Origin of the sequence: Roseovarius sp. THAF27, assembly GCF_009363655.1 — a bacterium.
Lineage (GTDB): Bacteria > Pseudomonadota > Alphaproteobacteria > Rhodobacterales > Rhodobacteraceae > Roseovarius.
This window is the reverse complement of record NZ_CP045393.1, coordinates 2,842,635-2,864,997: the sequence shown is the minus strand read 5'-3', so window position 1 is coordinate 2,864,997 and position 22,363 is coordinate 2,842,635. Positions and strand designations below refer to the sequence as shown.

At 66.2% G+C, this 22,363-nt stretch carries 18 protein-coding genes and 4 pseudogenes; 4 read left to right on the top strand and 18 right to left on the bottom strand.

The features are described 5' to 3' along the window. Positions 1 to 11: 11 nt before the first annotated feature. Positions 12 to 2,351 (top strand): aldehyde dehydrogenase family protein, encoded by a 2,340-nt coding sequence (locus FIU89_RS14385; RefSeq protein WP_152493233.1) that lies wholly within the window; start codon positions 12 to 14, stop codon positions 2,349 to 2,351. 57 nt (positions 2,352 to 2,408) lie between these two features. On the opposite strand, the gene FIU89_RS14380 is transcribed toward FIU89_RS14385, so the two are convergent. The 4 genes from FIU89_RS14380 to FIU89_RS14365 form a co-directional block, all read right to left on the bottom strand. Beyond that, positions 2,409 to 3,083: a cupin domain-containing protein gene (locus FIU89_RS14380; RefSeq protein ID WP_152493232.1), complete on the bottom strand. Its 675-nt coding sequence runs from the start codon at positions 3,081 to 3,083 to the stop codon at positions 2,409 to 2,411. 52 nt (positions 3,084 to 3,135) lie between these two features. Continuing rightward, entirely contained in the window at positions 3,136 to 5,175 is a 2,040-nt protein-coding gene (locus tag FIU89_RS14375; RefSeq protein WP_152493231.1) for a capsular polysaccharide biosynthesis protein, read from the bottom strand. After that, positions 5,175 to 6,323 (bottom strand): polysaccharide biosynthesis/export family protein, encoded by a 1,149-nt coding sequence (locus FIU89_RS14370; protein WP_254701686.1) that lies wholly within the window; start codon positions 6,321 to 6,323, stop codon positions 5,175 to 5,177. Before FIU89_RS14370 ends, FIU89_RS14375 begins: the two co-directional genes overlap by 1 nt. Positions 6,324 to 6,416: 93 nt before the next feature. After that, entirely contained in the window at positions 6,417 to 7,709 is a 1,293-nt protein-coding gene (locus tag FIU89_RS14365; RefSeq protein WP_152493230.1) for a capsule biosynthesis protein, read from the bottom strand. Positions 7,710 to 7,861: 152 nt separating this feature from the next. Here FIU89_RS14365 and FIU89_RS14360 point away from each other — a divergent pair, with 152 nt between their 5' ends. Next, a complete protein-coding gene (locus FIU89_RS14360) occupies positions 7,862 to 8,449 on the top strand; it encodes a riboflavin synthase (protein WP_152493229.1) in 588 nt (195 codons plus the stop codon). Positions 8,450 to 8,629: 180 nt separating this feature from the next. On the opposite strand, the gene FIU89_RS14355 is transcribed toward FIU89_RS14360, so the two are convergent. From FIU89_RS14355 to FIU89_RS22620, 8 genes and pseudogenes are all read right to left on the bottom strand, one after another. After that, on the bottom strand, positions 8,630 to 9,244 hold the full coding sequence (locus FIU89_RS14355; protein ID WP_152493228.1) for a hypothetical protein: 615 nt from the start codon (positions 9,242 to 9,244) through the stop codon (positions 8,630 to 8,632). After that, the gene (locus tag FIU89_RS22315) at positions 9,238 to 9,390 is read right to left on the bottom strand and encodes a DUF3726 domain-containing protein (protein WP_172978117.1); all 153 of its coding nucleotides are present in this window, start codon (positions 9,388 to 9,390) and stop codon (positions 9,238 to 9,240) included. Before FIU89_RS22315 ends, FIU89_RS14355 begins: the two co-directional genes overlap by 7 nt. After that, a pseudogene (locus FIU89_RS14345) lies at positions 9,387 to 10,371 on the bottom strand (hypothetical protein). The gene FIU89_RS22315 and the pseudogene FIU89_RS14345 overlap by 4 nt, the downstream one beginning before the upstream one ends. Positions 10,372 to 10,490: 119 nt before the next feature. Further along, positions 10,491 to 11,162 (bottom strand): annotated as a pseudogene (locus FIU89_RS14340) (BCCT family transporter); the annotation flags it as partial. Between the two features lie 2 nt (positions 11,163 to 11,164). Beyond that, positions 11,165 to 11,623 (bottom strand): annotated as a pseudogene (locus tag FIU89_RS14335) (membrane dipeptidase); the annotation flags it as partial. A gap of 196 nt (positions 11,624 to 11,819) precedes the next feature. Next, a pseudogene (locus FIU89_RS14330) lies at positions 11,820 to 13,271 on the bottom strand (aldehyde dehydrogenase family protein). Positions 13,272 to 13,371: 100 nt separating this feature from the next. Then, complete coding sequence (locus tag FIU89_RS22625; RefSeq protein WP_254701881.1) at positions 13,372 to 13,926, bottom strand: LysR substrate-binding domain-containing protein; 555 nt, start codon at positions 13,924 to 13,926, stop codon at positions 13,372 to 13,374. Further along, positions 13,926 to 14,225, bottom strand: coding sequence for a LysR family transcriptional regulator (locus FIU89_RS22620; RefSeq protein ID WP_254701880.1), 300 nt, complete (start codon positions 14,223 to 14,225; stop codon positions 13,926 to 13,928). The genes FIU89_RS22625 and FIU89_RS22620 overlap by 1 nt, the downstream gene beginning before the upstream one ends. Between FIU89_RS22620 and FIU89_RS22615 the strand changes: the two genes are divergently transcribed. Both FIU89_RS22615 and FIU89_RS14320 read left to right on the top strand, forming a co-directional pair. Next, a complete protein-coding gene (locus tag FIU89_RS22615; protein ID WP_254701898.1) occupies positions 14,112 to 14,363 on the top strand; it encodes a hypothetical protein in 252 nt (83 codons plus the stop codon). The two genes, FIU89_RS22620 and FIU89_RS22615, sit on opposite strands and share 114 nt — an antisense overlap. 13 nt (positions 14,364 to 14,376) lie before the next feature. Further along, a complete protein-coding gene (locus tag FIU89_RS14320) occupies positions 14,377 to 16,038 on the top strand; it encodes an amidohydrolase (protein WP_152493227.1) in 1,662 nt (553 codons plus the stop codon). 148 nt (positions 16,039 to 16,186) lie between these two features. On the opposite strand, the gene FIU89_RS14315 is transcribed toward FIU89_RS14320, so the two are convergent. The 6 genes from FIU89_RS14315 to FIU89_RS14290 all read right to left on the bottom strand — a co-directional run bounded on the left by FIU89_RS14315 (position 16,187) and on the right by FIU89_RS14290 (position 22,283). Beyond that, positions 16,187 to 17,305, bottom strand: a complete 1,119-nt coding sequence (locus tag FIU89_RS14315) for an iron-containing alcohol dehydrogenase (RefSeq protein WP_216647086.1) — start codon at positions 17,303 to 17,305, stop codon at positions 16,187 to 16,189. Next, on the bottom strand, positions 17,305 to 18,792 hold the full coding sequence (glpK, locus tag FIU89_RS14310; protein ID WP_152493225.1) for a glycerol kinase GlpK: 1,488 nt from the start codon (positions 18,790 to 18,792) through the stop codon (positions 17,305 to 17,307). The genes FIU89_RS14315 and glpK overlap by 1 nt, the downstream gene beginning before the upstream one ends. Positions 18,793 to 18,945: 153 nt before the next feature. Beyond that, positions 18,946 to 20,667 carry an ABC transporter substrate-binding protein gene (locus FIU89_RS14305; protein WP_152493224.1) on the bottom strand — a complete coding sequence of 574 codons (1,722 nt, stop codon included), beginning with the start codon at positions 20,665 to 20,667 and terminating at the stop codon, positions 18,946 to 18,948. Between the two features lie 79 nt (positions 20,668 to 20,746). Then, positions 20,747 to 21,019, bottom strand: coding sequence for a DUF2160 domain-containing protein (locus tag FIU89_RS14300; protein WP_152493223.1), 273 nt, complete (start codon positions 21,017 to 21,019; stop codon positions 20,747 to 20,749). Positions 21,020 to 21,140: 121 nt separating this feature from the next. Continuing rightward, a complete protein-coding gene (locus FIU89_RS14295) occupies positions 21,141 to 21,416 on the bottom strand; it encodes a GIY-YIG nuclease family protein (protein WP_152493222.1) in 276 nt (91 codons plus the stop codon). Between the two features lie 90 nt (positions 21,417 to 21,506). Continuing rightward, positions 21,507 to 22,283: a carbohydrate ABC transporter permease gene (locus tag FIU89_RS14290; RefSeq protein ID WP_254701879.1), complete on the bottom strand. Its 777-nt coding sequence runs from the start codon at positions 22,281 to 22,283 to the stop codon at positions 21,507 to 21,509. Positions 22,284 to 22,363 lie beyond the last annotated feature (80 nt).

The window sequence follows — 22,363 nt, the reverse complement described above, 5'->3', positions numbered from 1 at the left end:
ACGATGGTACGATGAGCGTCAAAGAGATTTTCGATAGCATGGAATACGGCCCGGCGCCGGAAAGCGCCGCCGAGGCCTATGCATGGCTGGTGGATCAGGGGGATCGTTTCGGGCATTTCATCGGCGGTGATTTCACCGCGCCCGGAGAAGGGTTCGAAGCGCGCAACCCGGCCAATGGCGAGGTGCTGGCGACCCTGACGCGGGCAACTGCACAAGACGTGGACGACGCGGTGGCCGCGGCGCGCAAGGCGCAACGCAGGTGGGAAGGACTGGGTGGGCCGGGGCGAGCCAGGTACCTCTACGCGCTGGCACGGCTGGTGCAGAAGAACGCGCGGCTTTTCGCGGTGCTCGAGACCTTGGACAATGGCAAGCCGATCCGCGAAAGCCGGGACATCGACATCCCTCTCGTGCACCGGCATTTCTATCATCACGCCGGTTTGGCGCAGTTGATGGATGCAGAGCGGCCCACAATGCGCGCGCATGGGGTTTGCGGGCAAGTTATCCCGTGGAATTTCCCCTTGCTGATGCTGGCCTGGAAGGTGGCGCCGGCGCTGGCGGCTGGCAATACCGTGGTTCTGAAACCGGCCGAGTGGACATCCCTGACGGCGCTGCTGTTCGCGGATATATGCAGGCAGGCGGGGCTGCCCGATGGGGTGGTCAACATCGTGACCGGGGATGGCGCGGTTGGCGAGATGGTGGTTGGTCATACCGACGTCGACAAGGTGGCGTTCACCGGGTCCACCGCCGTGGGCCGCCGCATCCGCGAGCTGACGGCCGGTCAGGGCAAGGCGCTGACGCTGGAGCTGGGCGGCAAGAGTCCTTACATCGTCTTTGACGATGCCGATCTCGACAGCGCCATCGAAGGGCTTGTCGATGCCATCTGGTTCAACGGCGGCCAGGTCTGTTGCGCGGGCTCTCGCCTGCTGGTGCAGGAGGGGATTGCGGAGGATTTCCATGCGCGGCTTCGGGAGCGTATGGGCAAGCTGCGGGTGGGCAACCCGCTCGACAAGTGCATCGACGTGGGCGCGATGGTCGACCCGGTGCAGGTCGCGCGCGTGCGGGAAATGCTGGATCGCAGCGGGGCGGGTGAACGTTTCTCGCCGGTGGTGGAAATGCCTGAGGAGGGCGCGTATTTTCCGCCGACACTGATCACCGGGCTGGCGCCGTCCGACGGCCTGATGCAGGACGAAATCTTTGGCCCGGTCCTGGTGTCGACCACGTTCAGAACACCCGATGAGGCCGTGACGCTTGCCAACAACACGCGCTTCGGTCTGGCGGCATCGGTCTGGTCCGAGAACCTGAGCCTCGCGCTGGGTGTGGCGCCCAGGCTGGAGGCCGGTGTCATTTGGGTGAACGGGGCCAACATGTTCGACGCCGCGGCGCCTTTCGGAGGTGTCCGGGAAAGCGGGTTCGGACGTGAAGGCGGCTGGGCGGGGCTGGACGCCTATCTCCGGCCTGCGGCCAAGCCGAAGACGCTCCGCCCGGAAGCGGGCTTTACGGGCAGCGGCGCGGTCGAGGGCATGGACCGGACCCCGAAGCTCTATATCGGGGGCAAGCAGGCGCGGCCCGACGGGGGATACTCCCGCGTCGTCTACGGCAAATCCGGCACGCCGCTGGGGCAGGTGCCGGTCGCAAACCGCAAGGATGTCCGCAACGCGGTGGAGGCGGCACGCGCAGCGGCGGGATGGGCGCGGACCAATGGTCATGGTCGGGCGCAGATCCTTTATTACATGGCCGAGAACCTGTCAGCACGTTCGGACGACTTTGCCAGGCTGCTGAATGCCATGACCGGCCGTCGCGGCGGCGCGGCGGAGGTCGAGGCAAGCGTCGACAGGTTGTTCACCTGGGCCGCTTGGGCCGACAAGTTCGCCGGCGAGGCCGTGAACGTGCCGATACGGGGCATGGCGTTGGCCCTGAGAGAGCCTGTCGGCGTGATAGGGGCGTTTTGCCCGGACGAGGCGCCGCTTCTGGGGGTCGTCTCGGTGCTGGGCGCTGCGATGGCCATGGGAAATCGTGCCGTACTCGTGGCCTCCGAGCCGTTCCCGATGGCCGCGATGGAATTGGTGCAGGTGCTGGAAACCTCGGATGTGCCGGCGGGCGTGGCAAATGTTCTGGTCGGGCCGGTTGCGGATCTTGCGCCGCACATGGCCGGACATGCGGATATCGAGGCGGTATGGAGCTTTGCCTCGGCCGATCTGTCCGAGGTCATCGAGCGCGAAAGCGCGGCAAATCTCAAGCGAACATGGGTGACGAACGGCCTCGCTCGGGATTGGTACGATCCGACCGATTGCCGCGCCTTCCTGGAGGCGGCGACCGACGTGAAAACGGTGTGGGTGCCCTACGGCGAGTGACCAAGATACCTTGCGGTGGTTGCCCAGGTCAGAATCCTGAGGCGCGAGCCGGGCACGCTATGCTTTGGGGCCGACGGGTGTTTCGCGCAGATGGTCCCGCTTGATCCAGACGCGCGCGCCGGTCGGGCCAACCTCCGCGCTGCTCGATGCGCCCTTTGGCAGCCGTAGCCAGCTGAGGCGCTCGAATGTCTCGTCGCCCTCGACAAAACCGCCGTCGAGCACCAGCAGCTCCAAACCATTGGGCGCGTCGAGCGACACGGTCGCGTCAGGCGCCCAGCGTTCAATGGCGACGTCCTCGCGCCCGTCAGAGAATAGCGGCGCGATCTCGACAGCGTCACGATCGGGCAGAAAGCGCATCTTGTTCGTGTCGACGCGCACGTGCGTCCGGTCGGCAAGGTCGAACTGCCACAGCTTCACGAGAATGGTGCAGCCCGGCTCGGATCCCGGAGTGTGCGATGAGTCCGGCGGGTTCCGGATATAGCTGCCTTCGGGAAAATCGCCGTGTTCGTCAGAGAAAACGCCCTCCAGAACCAGAAACTCCTCGCCGCCGGTATGGATATGGGGCGAGAACGCGCTGCCCGGGGCATAGCGGACAATCGAGGTGGCGCGGGCCACTTCGTCGCCGATGCGGTCGAGAATACGGCGATCGACGCCGGGCATGGGGGACGCCACCCAGTCTTCGCTTGCGGCGTGCACCACGGCGCGCTGGGTGAAATCGCTGTTCCGGTCCATGCGGCGTTACCTCTGTTGTGTCGGTCTCAATATGGGACGCCGGTGCGAAATGTCACCGCCAGAGCCCAGCGTAAGAAGCAAAGACGCCTTGCAGCTTGAAGAGCAGTCGGTTGGCCGGACCGGGATGGGGAATATCGCCCGCGGCGAGGCGATCCAGGACAACCTCGACAGGGCAGGGTTGCCCGGTGACAGGGTCGAAATAGCGCGGGTAGTCGATGAGCGCCGCATGCACAAAGCCGTTCAGCGTGGGCCGCGCGGCGCGGCGGGCGGGGACCTGCCCAAGATCCTTGGTCAGGCCCCAACCGGCGTAAAAGGGTGCGCCGGTGGTCGTGACGGGCACGTGTCGCAACAGGGCCTCGAACCCCAGAAGCGACGTCATCGTGAAAACCCGTTGGACCTGCGTCAGCAGCCCCGCGGGGTCGGTGTGCGGCAGGACGACCGCACCCAGCCTTTCCAGTTCGGCTTGCGGAACTGTTCCGTCGCGAAGACCGCTCTCGACGTCGGGATGCGGCTTGTAGAGCAGGATCGCGTCGGGATAGGCGGCATGCGCGGCCTCCAGCAGGGCGAGGTTGCTGGTGACCTGGTGAGCGCCGGTGCGGATCGATGCATCGTCCTCGACCTGGCCTGGAACGAGCACGCGTTGTCCCTTGGGCAGGTCCGGAACGGACAGCCCGAGATTGTATTTGCTCAGCCCCAGGGCAACGAGGTGATTGATCAGCCGTTCTGCGCGCAGGTCCTGATCGGGGCGCAAGGTGCTGCGCCGGGCGATCCAGCGCTCAAGCCGGCTTTCGCTCTTGGGATCGTAGTAGATCCCGAGATCGTCGCAGACGAGCGACAGCGGAGGCACAAGTTCCGCACCGAGGCCGCGCGAGCGCAGGAAGCCGTCCTCGACCCGAACGACTGGCGCATCGGCAGGTGCCTTGCCGGCCCAGCACATATGCGTGCGCCCGGTTGCGGCGGCGACCTCGGCGGCGCGGGCGGGATCATCCTTGAAGATCATGCGTTTTTCCGCGCCGAAGATCTGCTGGAGCGGCTTGCGTTTCCACAGGCGCATCCCCGAGGCGACCCAGCCGGCGTGGTCCTGCCGCCACGCCTTGGTGCGGGCCTCGAGAATGGAAATCGCGTCTTCCAGCTCGCAAAGGCGATCGCGATGCGGATCGTACCACGCGGGATAGAGCAGCATTGCCGCGGCAAAGAGCTGAGCGCGGGAAAGATTGCGCCTACGCCGGGGCAGGGCATGTGGATGCCGGTCCTCGGTCAGGCCCCAACCGGCATAGAATGGCTGGCCGAAAACGTGGGGTTTGTGTCCGGCAAAGATCGCCTCGAACCCAAGTTGCGAGGTCACCGCGTAGACCGCTACTGCGCCTTCCATCAAGGCCCACGGGCTGACCGCGCTGGAAAAGAGCGTCACGCGGTCGCTGGTATCGCCCGGTCCGAAATAGCCTTCGCGATGACCCTGAGCCGTCTCGGGATGGGTCTTGATCAGCACCGGGCAGCCGGGATTGTCCGCCTGTGCATGATAGAGCATTTCGCGAAACGTGTTGGCGTCGGCGCCGCCATGGGTCACCGACGCGTCGCCACGGGTCTGGTCGAGCACCAGCACATAGCCCGGATCGGGACAGGGCGCCGCAGGATCGAAGGCGGTGTACTTGCTCAGGTGCGCCTCGGTCATGCGGGCGATGCAGCCACGGGCACGGTCCATCAGGGCGGTGTCGTCAAGCGGATGCGTGGCGAGAAGTGTTTCCAGATCCGAGGGCGCGCTGCTGTCGAAATGCACGCCCGTGCGGTCGATCAGAAGGCCCAGCGGCGGCTCGCCCGCGCGGCCGGGATGCAGGGATCGCAGAAAGGCATCCTCGACGCGGACCAGCCCGGCGCCCGTCCGGGCCGCCATGGCCTCGCCCCGCGCGGCGTAGGGGGACCGGCCCCAGACCGCGATAAGGTCTTCGGGGCCCGGCTTGCCCAGGTTCAGGGGAAGGCCGGCGAGGTCGAGGATACGTCGAATACGTTTCTGACGCAGAAAGCCGGCGTTGAAATAGAAAACCCGCCGGGCGTCGTCGCTCCCGGCGGGTTCCGAAGGGGTTTGTTCGATCATCAGTTTCCGCTGAGGGTATCACTTGCGGTCGAGATGGATCCGACCGCGCCAAGCGTGCCGGTGAGCGCGCCGATGACCTTGCTCCACTGGGTGAAGGGTGCTTCGGTCACGTAGAGCGTGTCGTCGTCGCGGATGGCGAAGTCGCGCGCCATGAACATGCCGTTGGGCTGGGTGAGGTCCAGTACGTAGACCAGCCGTTGTGCGCCGATAAGGTCGTTGCGTCCGAGCACCTGGTTGGCGATTTCCGCCGGTTCGTTGCGCAGAACGAAAACGCCGGTGGGGTCGGCCGCGTTGGCCTGAAGGCCGCCGACCTGGGCGATGGCCTCGATCGCCGAGATGGTGGGCGACGGGAAAGGCACGCGGGCCTGGCCGCCGGTGGCGCCGAGCGCGGTGAAGGCGCGGGTGTCTTCCTCGACCAGCACGCGGTCGCCGCCGCGCAGGGCGATGTCGAACCCGGGGTGGCGGAAGAGATCCTGGAACCAGACCTTGGACCGCATGTTGCCGCGGATCACCGTCACCTGCGCGATCTCGGGTTCGATGGTGACGCCGCCTGCGGCGGCAAGCATGGTCGACAGCGTGCGGGTCGGACGTTCGATCGGATAGACGCCCTGGGCGCCAACGGCGCCAACCAGGGACACGGTCGCGCCGTCGCCAGCAAGGCGCCGCACCTCGACCTGCGGGTCGGGGGTCTGCTCGTCGAGCTTGGATGTGATGATGCGCCGGATTGCCTCGGGCGTGTTGCCGGCGGCGCGGATGCGGCCCGCGTAGGGCACGAAGATAAAGCCGGCACCGTCGACCTGAACCTCTTCCAGCAGGGTCTGGTTCGCGCCTTCTCCGGCCAGAAGACCATCGTCGACGTTTTCCCAGATCGTCAGGCCAAGCGTGTCGCCGGGACGGATCGTGTCGGAGCCGACAAGGCCCGCGTTCTTGAAGGCCTCGGTGAAGCCGAGCGCCGGTTGCACGGCGGTTGCCCGGGTGACGCGATCGTTCACCGACACCACGAAGGCGTCGCCGGAGCGTTGTACCGAACCGGAGTAGATCTGACGCTTGCTGGGCCCGGAGCGGGGAAGAAAGGTACACGACGCGACCATGCTCACAACAAGCAATATCGCGACGGACTTCGCCCATCGTTTGGATTGGATTTTCACTGCCCGGTCTCCTCGACCTGTTTTTTTGCCTCGGTTTTTTCAGGGACCCTAGCGTGAAGCGGTCAGAAAATCCAGTGCCTTACAGACAGACCTTCAGGTGACGGCCTGCAACTGTTGCCTTGGTGCCGCGGTGCCCGTCACCAAGGCATCGTAGGGATCGTCCGGGCTGAGCATCATGTCCACGGCCTGCCGCAGAAGCTGGCGGCGGCCGTTGGCAGAGTAAAAGCCACCTGCGACCTGGCTGGTTTCAAGCAGGTAACGGCGATAGTCGCCATAAGCCTTTCGGTCCGGGCGTTCAGCCCCGGCGAAGAAATCGCGCAAGGGCTTGGTCGAGACGAATTCGGGCTTGGCATAGACCGCTTCGCCGAAGGTCTTGAGCGGAATTCCGCGCCAGAGCACCTGTTGCGCGGCGGTGGAATTGACGGTGACGGCGCTGCGGGCCTCGTTTAGCAGGCGCGCCAGTTTGCCGCCGCGCACGTAATGCACCCGGTCGAATATGCCGTGCTCGCGCGCCAGACGGCGCAGGGTGGCGCGAATGGGCGTGCGGCCATCCTCGAGCGGATGGGCCTTGACCACGAGATGGTGGTGTTTGGGCGCGCCCATGGCAAAATTCTCGGTCACCGTTTCGAGGAATTCGGTCATCGTGTCGAAGGGCGAGTGTTTCTGGAACGAGGAGTCATGTTCCAGTTGCAGCAAGGCCAGGTGATAGGGAAAACCGCCGTGGCGGATGCGCCATGTGGCAAGGCGGCGGTCGATGGCCTGAAAGGGCATCAGGACCAAACGCTTGAGGTACAAGTCAAATTCCTGGCGCACGGTCAGGGCGCGGTGGGGGCGAAAGTTGCGGTACTTGCGATTGAACAGCAGCACGCAGCCGTGATAGGCGGCCCCGTAGAAGATGTGCTGGCGCATGTCGCCCCACGACGCGGGGGGCAGGGCGGTGTCCATGTCGGAGTTCTCCAGCGCCTTGCGCATGTCGTCCACGCCCATCTCCATCAGGCGCGAATGGCCGTTGGAGCCGCCACGCTCATAGGTGACCCAATAGGGGCGCAGATAGCCTTCTTCGAAGACATGGATGGTCAGGCCCGCCTGCCGGGCCTCCTCGACCGCCTGGGCATGGATCATGCGGGTATCGCCGTAAAGCACGAGGTCGGTGACGTCCCTGTCGCGGACCAGCGCCCGGAAGAAGCCGCGCCATTCGTCGGCAGTGCCGGAAAAGGGAATGTAGCTGTGGCGGTCGCGCCAGAAGGCCGCGTCGCCGGCGTTGAAGCCCACGCGCCAGACCTCGGCCCCGGCGCGGCGCAGCATCTGCCCGAGTTTGGAAAAGAAAGGGCCGTGGGGACCTTGCAAAAACAAGAAGACCCGGTTGTCGCCGGTTGCTGAACTCATACCCTTCTGCCTCTGTCACGCATGACTGCGTTTAATATTTTCGACCTTAGTATACTAGTATTTAGACGAAATTAAGGCCCGGGACGTTGGGCCGGTTCTTGCCTTGGGCGGGCAGTCCCGGTAACCCGGACCAGGACCACAGGGAGACTGCCATGTTCACCGGGATCATCACGGATATGGGCGAGATACGCGGGCTGGAAAAGCGCGGCGATCTGCGGGCGCGGATCGGCACCGGCTATGACATGTCGGGCGTCGACATGGGGGCCTCGATCGCGTGCGACGGCGTGTGCCTGACGGTGGTGGACAAGGGGCCGGACTGGTTCGACGTGGACGTGTCCGCCGAGACGCTGTCGAAGACCAACCTCGACACGTGGAGCGAGGGCAGAAAAGTCAATCTGGAGAGGTCCTTACGCGTCGGAGATGAACTGGGCGGACATATCGTTTCGGGCCATGTGGATGGGCTGGCCGAGGTCGTTGGCGTCGACGACGAAGGCGACAGCACGCGGGTGAAACTGCGGGCGCCCGAGGCGCTGGCCAGGTTCATCGCGCCCAAGGGATCGGTGGCGCTGAACGGCACCTCGCTGACGGTGAACGAGGTCGAGGGCGCGGTCTTTGGCATCAACTTCATCCCGCATACCAAGCAGGTTACCACATGGGGCCGGGTGGCGGTGGGCGATCGGGTGAACCTCGAGATCGACACGCTGGCGCGTTATGTGGCGCGGCTCGCCGAGGCGGGCTGACGCGCAAAAGGTTAACGGCCTGGGTATTGCAATTCCGGCGTCGGTATTGTGTCGGTGTTTTTAGCGGTATCGCGTCAGTGCCGTGGTCGCGGGCTGCGGATGAACGCACCGTTCGGGCGTGCCGGCTTTTCTAAACAACTCTGCCCGGGCGCGCGCCGATGCGCAGGACGTGGCTTGCGATCATGCCTTCCACTTGGGTGTCGCGGTTGCGGCCTGAGAAAATTCTGCGAATTTTCTGGCGCGGATGGCCAAGCGGAGTGCCCCTGAAAATTCGCAGAATTTTCTGGCGGTCAGTCGTTGTCGCTGAGGCCCGCACCGGCGCCGGTCAGGCGGCTGGCCTCGGTTTCGGGGGGCGTAAGTGCGCTGGGCGAACGCGTCGAGGATGGTGACCGCCTGCGGCATCGGGGCGGCGCGGTAGAGCCGGGTGAGGACGGTGCCGTGACGGGTGTTCGTCGTGGAAAGATATACCGTTGGAGTTGCGGCACAATCGAGGTCGGCGCCCGGGTCATCGAGACGGGTTTTGCCGTCCGCCCGCGTGATCGTGCAGCCTTGCCAGCCCAGGGAGAGAGGCGCGCCGGTGCGGTCGGCGGCCCAGACCATGTAGGGGACCAAAAGGAGCGGCCAGGCGACGGGGCCCATGGTCACGGTGCGGCCCGCGGCCCAGTCGGCGGCGAGGTCGCAGAGCGTGGCGCCGGTGACGATGGGGCAGAGCAGGCCGCCCGAGGCGCTCCACGTCTCGCCCAGGGCCTGCGGGCCGAGCGTGGCGGCGGGGGCGCCGTCGTTTCGGGTCAGCACATCGGCCAGGGCCAGCGCGCCGGGCCAGCCTGCCGCGCTGTCCAGCGGGCGGCGCGGCCGGTTTCCTCGGCCAGGCCCCAGGGGTAGCCCGCGCCGCGGGTGGGCTTGCGGGCCAGCGCCTCGATCTCATTCAGCGACCACGTCAATATGCGCCCCCTGGCAGCAGTGGCAGGGTCCAGTCGTCGCCCATTTCCGCCAGTTCGTGGGGAAAAGGGGCATGATGGAACATGTTGATCCTGAGCCAGCGGTCCGAGCGGGGATCGAAATGGCAGGCGCCGAAGAAGCTGAGCTTGAGCCGCAGCATGTCCACGGGCAGCATGTCGGCGCTGAGCGTGTTGTCGCGGATCTCGGCATAGGGCAGGCGGGCGGCGATCTGGGCGCGGCGGGCGATGTGGCGATGCTTGGGGGTGGTTCACCAGGAACGGCGCCATGCCGAGGCCGGTGGAATTGCCGATGCCGAAGCGGCGGCGCACGGCCGGATCGAGCGGCACGGCCGTGCCGGGGTTGCGGGCGCGGGCCATACGCTCGACCAGGTCCATGACGAAGCAGCGGGCGAGGTACACGGACAGCATCTCGACCTGGAAGGGGCTGGCGCATTCGGGGCGGTGGCGGGTCTGTTCGCGGTCCGCCGCGCCGAACTTGCCCAAGCCGTAGACCGCGGTGGTACGCATGAGGTAGCCGACGGCGCGGACTTGTTCTTCGTCCGGTTGGTGGCCTGCGCTGAGGGCGTCGACCACGTGATCCCAGAGGCGTACCGAGCGGTTGGCGCGGGAGAGCGACAGCTCGCGGTCTGAGATGCGGCCGGATTCTTTCAACGGCACGTTGTCGCGCAGACGGGCGATGTCGGCGTCGGTCGGGGTGCCGTCGAAGAGGGTAAATGTGGCGTCCCATGCGGTGGCGATGACGCGGTCCGAGCGTTGGTCGGCCGGCAGGTCATGGGCGAAGGCGACGAGGGAATAGGCGTGCTCGGGGCCCTGGGCGGTGTAGACGGCGTGGCCGACGCCGCCCGCGTCGATTTCGAACGTGGTCTGGGTGATGGTCCAGTCGTCTCGCACGAGGCGGCGCAGAAGCTGGCGCATGAAGGAAAGCCGGGTCTGGTGCGCGGCGCCGAGACGGGCCAGCGTCATGACCGTGTTGGGGTCACGGGGTGGGCCCTTTGCTGTGCCACTTGTTCCATGCCGGTTCCTTTCTTGCCGATGATAGGGGCATCGGGGCGATCCGTCCAAGGACCGCCCCGAGGGTGGTGTCAGTTCGCCTCGCGGCCCTTGGTGAGCGTGATGCGCAGCGCGTCCCAGAGCGAGGGCAGCAGCACCAGCGACACCGGCACGGCGGTGACGACGATGAAGCTTTGGAGTTTCGAGATGCCGCCCGAGCCGGAGTAGATCAGGATCTGGGCCATCACGCCCATGGCGATGCCCCAGAAGATGCGTACCGGCAGCGAGGGGATATCCTCGTTCGACATGGCGACCGAGATCACGTAGGTCATCGAGTCGCCCGTGGTGGCCACGAAGACGGTCGTCAGGATCAGGAAAAGGACCGAGACGATGAAGCCCGCGGGCAGCGACTGGGTGATCGCCAGAAGGGCGGCGGGCAGGTTGAAGCCTTCGAACGCGCTGGAGATGGCGCCCTGGTTGTTGAGCTCGGCGCTGATGCCGGTGCCGCCGACGATGGTGAACCAGAAGCAGGTCACGATGGGGGCGACGATCGACAGCATGATGACGATCGAGCGGATCGATCGGTCGCGGCTGATGCGGGCGATGAACATGGCCATGAGCGGGCCGTAGCCCAGGAACCAGCCCCAGAAGAACACGGTCCACCAGCCGAGCCAGCCCGGCTCGCCGAAGATGGCGGCGTCACCGCGGTAGAGCGCCATGCCGAAGAAATCGGTGATGTAGGTGGTCATGCCGCTGAAAAAGCTTTGGAGTGGGACATGTCCACCACGAGGCCCACGCGGTTCATCTCACGAATGACCTCGCGGCCCATGCGGGTGAGGCCCGGATCCTCGGCCTCGTAACAGCCCGTGGCGAGTAGGCTCTGGTTGTTGTAGGTCGGCTGCATGAAGCGCGCACCGAGGTCGTGCCAGACCTCGACCAGGCCGATATCGTCCTCGATGGGCGAGGGGTTCTGGAAACCGAAGAAGATGGCGGTGCGGCCGGTCTCGTGCGCGGTGCGCACATCGCCCGCCCACCGCCCCTTGATGATCAGGTCGGGATATTGTTCGAACCAGCGGTTCCAGCGTTCGACGTTGAGGACGGTTTCGCGGAAGGTCTCGTGGTAGGCGATGGTGACGTGCACGGCATCGAGGCCGTCCTGCCGCATCTGGCGGAAGATTTTCTCGGACCAGTTGGCGTATTGCAGTCCATCGATGCGGTAGGTCATGGCGTTGACCCGTCTGAAAAGGTTCGAACGATGGTGCCCGCCATCGCCGGGCCGCGCCCGCCCCTCCCCACGGGCGGGCGCATCGGTGCCGTTGCGCGCCGAAGCGGTGTTCGGCGGCGTGGCGTCGGCACGTGTCGAAGTTCCGTTGCTGCGCCCACCCAGGGGCGTGCACGGCCCGGCGATGCCTCATGTAGGATCATTCCGGCGAACCCGCCGAGATATAGGCGGTTTTCACGATGGTGTAGAATTCGCGGGCGTGGATGCCTTGTTCGCGCGGGCCGTAAGAGCTGTCGCCGCGGCCGCCGAAGGGGACGTGATAGTCGGTGCCAGCGGTGGGCAGGTTGACGGTGACGACGCCGGTGCGGGCGCTGCGGCAGAAATGGCTGGCGCGGGCGAGGCTGCGCGTGACGATCCCGGAGGTGATGCCGAAATTGGTGTCGTTTACCACGTGGAGCGCCTCCTCATAGCTGCCGACCTTGATGACCGAGGTGAGCGGGGCGAACATTTCCTCGCGGTTGATGGCCATGTCGTTTATGGTGTCGAGGAACACGCCGGGGGACATGTAATGGCCGTCATGGTCGAGCACGAGGCGGGTGCCACCGCAGGCGAGTTCGGCGCCCTCGGCCTGGCCTTTTTCGACATAGGCAGTGTTCTCGTTGAGTTGGCTCTCGGACACGACGGGGCCCATTTGCGTGCCCTCGGCCAGGGCATGGCCGACCTTCATCGCCTTGGCCCCGGCGACGAGCTTGTCGACGAAGGCGTCGTGGATGCCGGCATAAACGACGAGGCGCGAGGAGGCGGTGCATTTCTGTCCGGTGCCGCCGAAGGCACCGCCGAGCGCCAGCGTGACGGCGAGGTCGAGATCGGCGTCGTCCATTACGGCAAGCGCGTTCTTGGATCCCATTTCCATTTGCAGGCGGGTGAAGTTCTGCACGGCGGAGGCGGCGATGTGGCGGCCCACCGGGACCGAGCCGGTAAATGAGATGGCGTCGATGTCGGGGCTGTCGACAAGGCGATGGCCAACCTCGCCGCCGGGGCCCATGACAAGCTGGAAGAGGCCCGCGGGAATGTCCTGTTTGGCGATGATCTCGGTGAGCGCCACGGCGGAGGCGGGCGTGAGGTTGGCCGGTTTCCAGATGACGGCGTTGCCATAGGCGAGCGTCGGGGCGATTTTCCACGACGCGGTGGCGGTGGGAAAGTTCCAGGGGGAGATGACGGCGACGGTTCCGACGGGGTCGCGACGCATGTCGACCTCGACGCCGGGACGGACAGAGTCGGCGTTTTCGCCTAGTTGGCGAAGGAGTTCGTGGGCATGGTAGGTGAAAGACTGCCCGGCGCGGTAGACCTCGCCCTTGCCCTCGGCGAAGGGTTTGCCCTCTTCGCGGGAAAGCAGCGTGCCCAGCTCCTCGGCGCGGGCCATGAGCTCGGTGCCGATCGCCATGAGCACGGCCTAGCGGCGTTCCAGCCCGTAGGTGGCCCATTCGGCCTGCGCGGTGCGGGCGGCGGCGATGGCCTCGTCCAGTTGCGCGGCGCTGGCCTGGGTGAATTGGCCCACGAGATCGGTGAGGTCCGACGGGTTGCGGTTCTCGATGGAGGACGGCCCTTCGGCCCATTGGCCCGCGATGTAGTTCAGCTTGAGGTCGGTCATTGCGCATCCCTGGAAAGTGATTGGCGGAGTCTTGCCAATGCAGCGTTTCTAGGCAGACGCAAAGTTCTGTAGGAAATTTCAGTAAATCTGCAATTTTGGGTTAGTGGGTCAAGGGGATCTCCTGCGCCCGGAGGGTGCGGGCGAGGGCGGCGGGGGTCATCCCTGACTCTGTCGGCGTGAACATCCAAACCTCGCGCCGGATCGAGGCATCGACGAGCGGCAGGAAGGTGATGTCGGCGCCCGCGTCCTGCATGGTGAGTTCGGGCAGGAGCGTGACGCCCATGCCGGCGCGCACGAGGCTGAGCAGGGCGTCGGTGCCAGAGACGTTGAGCGTGGCACGGTCGAGGATGGGGCGGAAATCGGGATCGCTGATATAGTGGCATAGGCCGTTGGCGATGAAGGGAATATCCACGAGGTCGGCCCAGGTGAGGGCCTCCCAGTCGGCGGCGAGGGGATGATCCGAGGGGCAGACCACGCCGAAGCGGTCGGAAAAGAGCAATGCGCGCTCGAACCCGGCTTGGGGGCCGAGGGACGCGAGCGCGATATCGGCGCGGCCCGCGGCGAGGTCATGGGCGATGGTGGCGCTGTCGGTGTCGCGCATGTTGATGCGCACCTTGGGGTGGCCTTTGGCGAAACGGTGCAGGATGGCGGGCATCAGAATCTGCGCCACCGAGGGCGTGACCGCGAGGCGGACATGGCCGGCCTCGGCGCGGGACAGCCCCTCGATGGCGGCGATTGTGCTGTCGAAATGGGCCAGCTCGCGGCCCGCCTCGACGCGGATGAGCTCGCTGGGCGGGTGAGGCGGGACTTGCGCCCGGCCTCGAAGAGGGGCGCGCCGATGTGATCCTCGAACTGGCGGAGCATCATGGAAACGGCGGAGGGCGTGCGACCCAGGGCCTCGGCGGCGTCGGCGAGGTTGCCGCGCTCGGCCACGGTGAGAAAGCAGCGGAGCATGCCGATCTTGATGGCCATCGGCTTCAGCTTTCGTTGAATGGGCGGGCGGCATTGCGGCTTTGCTCAAGAAAGCGCAGGACGGGCGTGCTGTCCAGCTTGACGGCGCGGGCGGCTGCGGCTTCCATGCGCGAAATATGACGAGGAGGCAGGCATGGCACCGGATATCGTGATTCTGAACGGAAAGGTCCTGACTATGGACCCCGACCGGCCAAGGGCGGAGGCTGTGGCGGTGGCGTCGGGGCGGATCGTGGCGGTGGGCACGAGCGCCGAGATCGGGGCCATGGCGGGGCCGGACACGAAGCAGGTCGATGCCGGCGGCGCGACGGTGCTGCCGGGGTTCATCGACAGCCACGTGCATCTGTTCGCCGGGTCGGTGGAGATGGGATACCTGGACCTGTACGGCGTCCAGGGCGAGGAGGCGGTGGCCGCGGCGGTGCGGGCCTATGCCGACGACTGCCCCGACGACCGGGTCGTCTTTGCGGTGCAGGCGGCCTACGAGCTGATGGGGCCGGGGCGCGAGACCACGCGGCAGGACCTAGACCGGGTGCTGCCGGACCGGCCGCTGGCGCTTTATGCCGGCGATCATCACACGATCTGGGCCAATACCGCCGCGCTGGAGCTTGCCGGGATCCTGCATGGCGGGCCGGTCGAGGCGGGGGCAGAGATCGTCATGGCCGAGGATGGCACCGCGACGGGCAAGCTGCTGGAGCCGTCGGCCTATGCCCCCGTCCTGAGCCTGACGCGCAATGGCGGGCGCGACATGGCGGGGCTGGTGACCGGGGCCGATCCGGTGCCCACGCCGGGCCCGGAAGAGCGGGCCAAGGACAAGGCGGCGCTGGTCGCCGGGCTGAAGCATTGCGCCAGCCACGGGATCACCGGGCTGCACAACATGGACGGCAATTTCTACCAGATGGAATTGCTGGCCGAGCTGGAGGCCGAGGGCGAGCTGATCTGCCGCGTGGAAGTGCCGTTTCACATGAAAAGCCACGATCCGATCGACCGGCTGGAGGAGGCCGAGGAGATGCGGGCACGCTATGCCAGCGACCACCTGTGGTGCAACCGGGTGAAGATGTTCATGGACGGGGTGATGGAAAGCCGCACGGGGTTGATGCTGGAGAATTATCCGGACGTCGACAGCAACGGCGACGCGGTGTTCACGCCGGAGCAATTCAATGCGGCCTGCGTGGCGTCGGATGCGCGGGGGTTCCAGATTTCCACCCATGCGATCGGGGACCTGGCGGTGCGGCGGACGCTGGATGGCTATGCGGCGGCGCGGGAGGCCAATGGCGTGCGGGACGCGCGGCACCGGATGGAGCATATCGAGATCATTCATCCCGATGACCTGCCGCGGCTGGGAGAGCTGGACGTGGTCGCCTCGGTCCAGCCGGGGCACGCGGCCTTCGGGCATTTCTTTCCGCCGCATGGCATCCGCGAGGTGCTGCGGCCGGACCAGTGGCCTTATGCCTATGCCTGGCGGGCGCAGCGGGAGCACGCGGCGCGGATGGTGTTTTCCACCGACTGGCCGGTGATGCCAGTGGACGTGATGCCCAACGTAAGGGCGGCGGTGGATCCGATGGACCTGGGCGAGGGGTGGCCGGACCAGTCGCAGGGTCTGCTGGAAACGCTGGAGAGCTACACGGCGGGCAATGCCTGGGTGGAGTTTGCCGAGGATCGCAAGGGGCGTCTGGCGGAAGGGTTCATGGCGGATATCGCGGTGATGTCGCATGACCTGGAGGCGATGGAGCCGTCCGAGTTGGGGTCGGCGCGGGCGGTGCTGACGCTCTGTGGCGGGCGGGTGACCTGGGAGGCGTGAGGCGGTGCGTTCGGCTTGCGTCGGGTTTTGAGTATTTTCGGCAAGAAAAAGCCGGGCGGTACGCTCTGACGTGGTGCGCGATGAACCCGGGACATGGCTTGCCCGTGAAACGCCGCGCGACACTTGATCGTGGCCCGCGTCTTCGTCCTTAGCTGGCAGCGAGGATGCGTTGCAGCAGCTCGGTCGGAAGTTTGACCGGGTTGGCGGCCATGGAGCTGGAGGATTGCGCCTCTGCCGCGATGGCGGCGTGGTCGGCGGGGGCGATGCCCATCTGCGCGAGGGTCGGCAGGCCGTGACGGCGCGACCAGGCGGCGATGTCGGGGGTGCCGAGCGCCTCGGACGCGCTGACGCGGATTTCGGCGATGCGGCGGGCGTGCAGGCTCTCGCGTGGCAAGGCCGCGAGGTTGGCGGCGAGCGTGGCGGGCAGGAGCGCGCCGCAGACTGCGCCATGGGGGGCCGTGGGGACGCGACCGCCGATGACTCCGGCCAGGCCGTGGACGGCACCGAGGCCGGCATTTGCGAGGGCCAGCCCGCCGGTGAGGCTGACGAAGGCCATGTCGTCGCGGGCGTCCGCGTTTTCGCCTTCCATGAGTTTGCGCAGGGCGCGCAAGCCGCGCGGTATGGCGGCGCGGCAGAGCGCGTCGGTGTGCGGGTTGGCGCGCGACGAGACGTAGGGTTCGATCACCTGGGTGATGGCGTCGAGGCCCGAGGCGAGGGTGACGGGTTTGGGCGTGCCGTCGGTCAGCGCGGGGTCGACGAGGGCGATGTCGGCGAGCATGGCCGGGTCGCGGAGCGAGACCTTGCGGGCATGGTCGGGCACGCCGATGACGGCGTTTTTCGTGGCCTCGGCGCCGGTGCCCGCCGTGGTGGGGATGGCCATGAAGGGGGCGGGCGGCGTGGTGAGCGGCTGGCCACGGCCCACGACTTCGAGGTGATCCAGAGGCGTGGTGGTGGCCTTGAGAAGCCCTGCGACGGCCTTGCCGAGGTCGAGGGCCGCGCCGCCGCCGATGGCGACCACATGGGTCGCGCCAGTGTGGCGGGCGGTGTCGAGCGCGGTTTCCAGCAGGGCGAGATCGGGTTCGCGGGGGCAGGCGAAGGCGGTGGTTTGCAGGCCGGGCGAGTCGAGCAACGCCTGCGCGCGGCGCGGAGTGGCACCGTGGACGACGAACGCGTGGGGGCCGAGGCTGGCGGCGAGGTCCGGGGCCTTGGCGAACTCGCCACGACCAAAGAGGATGCGGGCGGGGGCCGCCAGGCCGAAGGGTTCGATCATACGGACATCGTGGCTTCGACGGCGCGTTTCCAGGCGGCGTATTTGTCGTCTCGGACGGTGGCGTCCATCGCCGGCTCGAACCGTCGGTCGAGCGCCCAGCCGTCGGCGAAACCGGCCTGGTCGGGGTAGATCCCGGCCTGCATTCCGGCGAGCCACGCAGCCCCGAGCGCGGTGGTTTCCAGCACCTTGGGGCGGTCCACGGGGGCGCCGATGATGTCGGCGAGGAACTGCATCGCCCAGGCAGAGGCGGACATGCCGCCATCGACGCGCAGGACCTGTTTGGCTTCGTCCGAGGACCAATCGGCGGTCATCGCCTCCAGCAGGTCGCGGGTCTGGAAGCCGACGCTTTCCAGCGCGGCGCGGGCGAATTCGGCGGGGCCGGAATTGCGGGTGAGACCGTAGATCGCGCCGCGGCAGTCGGGCTGCCAGTAGGGCGCGCCGAGGCCGGTGAAGGCGGGGACGAGGATGACGTTCTGGTGAGGGTCGGCGCGGTCGGACAGCGTTTGGGTTTCGCCTGCCTCGCGGATGATCTTGAGCCCGTCGCGGAGCCATTGGACGACCGCGCCGGCGATGAAAATCGAGCCTTCGAGCGCGTAGGTGGGTTTGCCGTCGAATTGGTAGGCGATTGTGGTGAGCAGGCGGTTCTGCGAGCGGACGGGTTCGTCGCCGGTGTTGAGCAGGGCAAAGCAGCCGGTGCCATAGGTGGATTTCATCATGCCGGGGCTGAAACAGGCCTGGCCGACGGTGGCGGCTTGCTGGTCGCCCGCGACGCCGAGGATCGGGATCTCGCGCCCGAAAAGGTCGGTGCGGGTGGTGCCGAAATCGGCGGCACAGTCGCGGACCTCTGGCAGCATGGACATGGGCACGTTCAGCAGGTCGCAGATTGTCTGGCTCCACCGGCCCTTTCGGATGTCGTAAAGCAGCGTGCGGGCGGCGTTGGTCGCGTCGGTGGCGTGGGTCTTGCCGCCGGTCAGCTTCCAGATGAGGTAGCAATCGACGGTGCCGAAAAGGAGGTCGCCGGCCTCGGCCTTGGCCCGCGCGCCGTCGACATTGTCGAGGATCCAGGCGAGTTTCGTGCCGGAAAAATAAGGGTCGAGCAGGAGGCCGGTGCGGTCGGTGATCATGTCCTCATGGCCGGCGTCGCGCAGGGCGCGGCAGGTCTGGGCGGTGCGCCGGTCCTGCCAGACGATGGCGCGGTGGACGGGCTTGTCGGTGGTGCGGTCCCAGACGATGGTCGTCTCGCGCTGGTTGGTGATGCCGATGGCGGCGATGTCCGAGGGCGTCAGCCCCGCGCGTTCGATGGCGGCGCGGCAGGTGCCCGCCGTGGTGGCCCAGATATCGTCCACGTCATGTTCGACCCAGCCCGATTGCGGGAAATGCTGGGTGAATTCCTCTTGCGCGGTGGCGACGGGTGTCAGGGCCTTGTCGAAGAGGATCGCGCGGGAGGAGGTGGTGCCCTGGTCGATGGCGAGGATGTGGGTCATGTCGGGGGCCTTGCCTGAACTGCGTTGTGTGAGTGTCCAAGGGGAGAGGTCCCGGGTCAAGCCCGGGACGGGGATGGAAAGAGGGCGGGGAAACCCCCGCCCTACGATTTTTTCACGGTGTAGGCCGGGGATTTCCCCGGCCCGGGGCAGCCGTTACTGCCAGCTGGCGATCAGCTCGTCATAGGAGACGGTCTTGGGCTCTTCGTCCTCGTTTTCCAGCTTGGGATAAGGCGCGCCGTCCTGGTCGTACCAGTATTGCGGGTCGCGCTCCTCGTTCATGACCGGGCCGAGATCGCCTTGGACGCCAGCGCGTTCGAGACGTTCCAGCACGCGCTCCTGGTCCGCGCAGAGGGCATCGAGCGCCTCTTGCGGGGTCTTGGAGCCCGACATGGCGTCCCCGATATTCTGCCACCAGAGCTGGGCCAGTTTCGGGTAGTCCGGCACGTTGGTGCCGGTGGGCGACCATGCGGTGCGGGCGGGCGAGCGGTAGAACTCGATCAACCCGCCGAGTTTATCCGCGCGTTCGGTGAAGTGGTCGCTGTCGATGGTGGACTCGCGGATGAAGGTCAGGCCCACATCCGATTTCTTGACGTCCACGGTTTTCGACGTGACGAACTGGGCGTAGAGCCAGGCCGCCTTGGCGCGGTCGACGGGGGTCGACTGCATCAGCGTCCACGAGCCTGCGTCCTGGTAGCCGATCTTCTGGCCTTCTTTCCAGTAGACGCCGTGCGGCGAGGGGGCCATGCGCCACTTGGGCGTGCCGTCCTCGTTCATCACCGGCAGGCCGGGTTCGACCGTGGCCGCGGTAAAGGCGGTGTACCAGAACATCTGCTGGGCCACATTGCCTTGCGCGGGGATCGGGCCGGCCTCGGAGAAGGTCATGCCAGCCGCCGCCGGAGGCGAGTATTTCTGGAGCCACTCGATCGCCTTGGTCACGGCATAGACGGCCGCGGGCGCGTTGGTGGCGCCGCCACGATCGACGCAGGAGCCGACGGGCTGGGAATTCTCGTTCACCCGGATGCCCCATTCGTCGACCGGCAGCCCGTTGGGTTCGCCCACGTCGCCCATTCCGGCCATGGACATCCACGCGTCGGTGTAGCGCCAGCCCAGGGACGGGTCCTTCTTGCCGTAGTCCATGTTGCCGAAGACTTCGCCCTCGACACCGAGGTGGCTGAGGTCGCGGCCGGTGAAGAACTCGGCGATATCCTCGTAGGCCGACCAGTTGACCGGAACGCCAAGCTCGTAGCCGTATTCCTCCTGGAAGTCGGCCTTGTTCTTCTCGTCGTTGAACCAGTCGTAGCGGAACCAATAGAGGTTTGCGAATTGCTGGTCGGGCAGCTGGTAGAGCTTGCCGTCGGGGCCGGTGGTGAAGGACGTGCCGATGAAGTCGTCGATATCGAGGTTGGGGTTGGTGACGTCCGACCCTTCGCCCTCCATCCAGTCGGTCAGGTTGCGCACCTGCTGATAGCGCCAGTGAGTGCCGATGAGGTCGCTGTCGTTGACGTAGCCGTCATAGATATTCTCGCCCGACTGCATCTGGGTTTGCAGTTTCTCGACCACGTCGCCCTCGCCGATGAGGTCATGGGTGACCTGGATGCCGGTGATGGCACTGAACGCCGGGGCGAGGACCTGGCTTTCGTATTCGTGCGTTGCGATGGTTTCCGAGACGACCTTGATTTCCATGCCCTCGAAGGGCTGGGCCGCGTCGACGAACCATTGCATCTCGGCTTCCTGCTCTTCCTGGCTGAGCGTGGACATGCCTGCGATTTCGTTCTCGAGGAACTCCATCGCCTCTTCCATGCCGGCCCATGCGGCACTGCCCGTGAGGGCAATGGCCGCCGCCAGCGCGGTGGTTGATTTCAGGTTCAGGGTCATTTGGTTCCTCCCATTGGTCTTTCTGAACTTTTGTGTTTGTGACGGCCCGCACTGCGGAACGCCGGGGGTTGGCGCGCGTCTAGACCCAGCGGAACACCGCGGCGGCATAGATCGCGCAGACGATCAGCGCGTAGGGCTGGTTGGCGCCGACAAGGCCCAGCCACGCGAGATTGATGAAGGCGCTGCCCAGAAGCGTGATGAAGAGCCGGTCGCCGCGCGTGGTCTCGATGCGCAGGATGCCGGTGCGGGGCGTCTCGGGGAACTTGAGCGCGAGGATCGTGAAGGTTACGAGGAGCAGGGCGATGACGCCGAAGAAGGCGGCGGTGGGCCATGTCCATGCCATCCAGTCCATTATTCGGCTCCTTTCAGCGGTGCGAGCGTCATCGTCCGGCTTGACCGGACGATCTCGGGCCGTGGAGATCCTCGGGTAGGGCCCGAGGATGACGTTCCGCGGATCACTTGGCGATATCCTCTCACAGGTCGCGCCAGCCGGGGTTGGTGGCTGCAATGAGGTCGAGCTTCCATGCGCGGTTCCAGCTTTTCAGCGCCTTTTCGCGGCGGATCGCCTCGGTGGGCTCTGCATGATGCTCGAACCAGACCAGCTGTGTCAGGTTGTAGCGGTCCGTGAAGCCCGGGATGATGTGGCCGCGATGTTGCCACAGCCTGCGTCGCAGGTCGTTTGTCACACCGATATAGAGCGTGCCGTTCGGCTTGTTCGTCACGATATAGACGTACATGTCCTTGGGCATGGAGAGCCTCGGGTTTAGCGAGGCGCTCTTTTGGAGAGATCCTCGGGTCAGGCCCGAGGATGACGGGTTTATGGTTAACGAACCGTTGCACTAGACCCTCCCCAAGGCAAAGCCCTTGGCGATGTAGTTTCGGACGAAATAGATCACCAGCGCGCCGGGCACGATGGTCAGGATGCCGGCGGCGGCGAGCACGCCCCAGTCGATGCCGGCGGCCCCTTGGGTGCGGGTCATGATGGCGGCGATGGGCTTGGCGTCCACCGTGGTGAGCGTGCGGGAGAGCAGGAGTTCGACCCAGCTAAACATGAAGCAGAAGAACGCGGCGACGCCGATGCCCGACGCGATCAGCGGCATGAATATCTTCACGAAGAAGCGGGAGAAGGAATAGCCGTCGATATAGGCGGTCTCGTCGATTTCCTTGGGCACGCCGCGCATGAAGCCCTCGAGGATCCACACCGCCAGCGGCACGTTGAAGAGGCAATGCGCCAGCGCCACGGCGATGTGGGTGTCGAAGAGGCCGACGGAGCTGTAGAGCTGGAAGAAGGGCAGGGCAAAGACCGCCGGGGGTGCCATGCGGTTGGTGAGCAGCCAGAAGAACAGGTGCTTGTCGCCCAGGAACGTGTAGCGCGAAAAGGCGTAGGCGGCGGGCAGGGCCACGGCGAGCGAGATGACGGTGTTCATCACCACGTAGATCAGCGAGTTGATATAGCCCGAGTACCACGCGGGATCGGTCAGGATGGTGGCGTAGTTTTCCAGCGTCAGGTTGCGCGGCCAGAGCGTGAAGCTGTTGAGGATCTCGGTGTTGGTCTTGAGGCTCATGTTCAGGAGCCAGTAGATCGGCAGGAGCAGGAAGATCAGGTAGAGGCCCATCACGATGGCGCGGGTGTTGATGCCCGCGCGGGCGCGACGGTTCTTGCCGCTGGGGGCGAGCTTGCCGGGGAGTTGGTCTG

What these genes read in the sequence shown, in the direction of transcription:
- FIU89_RS14385 (WP_152493233.1), top strand. Translation starts at nt 12, where the DNA reads ATGAGCGTCAAAGAGATTTTCGATAGCATGGAATACGGCCCGGCGCCG.
- FIU89_RS14380 (WP_152493232.1), bottom strand. Translation starts at nt 3,083, where the DNA reads ATGGACCGGAACAGCGATTTCACCCAGCGCGCCGTGGTGCACGCCGCA.
- FIU89_RS14375 (WP_152493231.1), bottom strand. Translation starts at nt 5,175, where the DNA reads ATGATCGAACAAACCCCTTCGGAACCCGCCGGGAGCGACGACGCCCGG.
- FIU89_RS14365 (WP_152493230.1), bottom strand. Translation starts at nt 7,709, where the DNA reads ATGAGTTCAGCAACCGGCGACAACCGGGTCTTCTTGTTTTTGCAAGGT.
- FIU89_RS14360 (WP_152493229.1), top strand. Translation starts at nt 7,862, where the DNA reads ATGTTCACCGGGATCATCACGGATATGGGCGAGATACGCGGGCTGGAA.
- FIU89_RS22625 (WP_254701881.1), bottom strand. Translation starts at nt 13,926, where the DNA reads ATGCCCGCCATCCTGCACCGTTTCGCCAAAGGCCACCCCAAGGTGCGC.
- FIU89_RS22620 (WP_254701880.1), bottom strand. Translation starts at nt 14,225, where the DNA reads ATGCTCCGCTGCTTTCTCACCGTGGCCGAGCGCGGCAACCTCGCCGAC.
- FIU89_RS14320 (WP_152493227.1), top strand. Translation starts at nt 14,377, where the DNA reads ATGGCACCGGATATCGTGATTCTGAACGGAAAGGTCCTGACTATGGAC.
- glpK (WP_152493225.1), bottom strand. Translation starts at nt 18,792, where the DNA reads ATGACCCACATCCTCGCCATCGACCAGGGCACCACCTCCTCCCGCGCG.
- FIU89_RS14305 (WP_152493224.1), bottom strand. Translation starts at nt 20,667, where the DNA reads ATGACCCTGAACCTGAAATCAACCACCGCGCTGGCGGCGGCCATTGCC.
- FIU89_RS14300 (WP_152493223.1), bottom strand. Translation starts at nt 21,019, where the DNA reads ATGGACTGGATGGCATGGACATGGCCCACCGCCGCCTTCTTCGGCGTC.
- FIU89_RS14295 (WP_152493222.1), bottom strand. Translation starts at nt 21,416, where the DNA reads ATGCCCAAGGACATGTACGTCTATATCGTGACGAACAAGCCGAACGGC.
- FIU89_RS14290 (WP_254701879.1), bottom strand. Translation starts at nt 22,283, where the DNA reads ATGGGCCTCTACCTGATCTTCCTGCTCCTGCCGATCTACTGGCTCCTG.